Source organism: Nocardioides antri, from assembly GCF_008373765.1.
GTDB classification, from domain to species: Bacteria; Actinomycetota; Actinomycetes; order Propionibacteriales; family Nocardioidaceae; genus Nocardioides; species Nocardioides antri.
Genome location: NZ_VUJW01000217.1, coordinates 1 through 262 on the forward strand (window position 1 = coordinate 1; position 262 = coordinate 262).

1 protein-coding gene is annotated in these 262 nt (G+C 48.5%); it reads right to left on the reverse strand.

Annotated features, from left to right (window positions below; all coding sequences use genetic code 11):
• Positions 1–262: hypothetical protein (locus F0U47_RS23050; protein ID WP_223162880.1), on the reverse strand; the 262-nt coding region annotated here is incomplete at both ends.

Consider the following 262-nt stretch of genomic DNA (forward strand, 5'->3'; position numbering starts at 1 on the left):
TAAGACGGGGCTGAGCAGTTAGCAGACATGCGTACAAGCATCTTCTAGTTGTTGGAATGATTTGGCCACCACCTCTATGGATGGCATCAGTATGGAGTGTTACATCATAGATGTTGAATCTAACACCACGCAAATTCTCTTCAGCCATAACTCCTTCCTTAGCGGCCCACTGGAATCCAGCCACAACAGAGTCCTTAATTTCATTGAGGTACTGAACTCCTTTGGAGCAATCCACCAGGATGTTGGGGCCGGTACCCTCGGG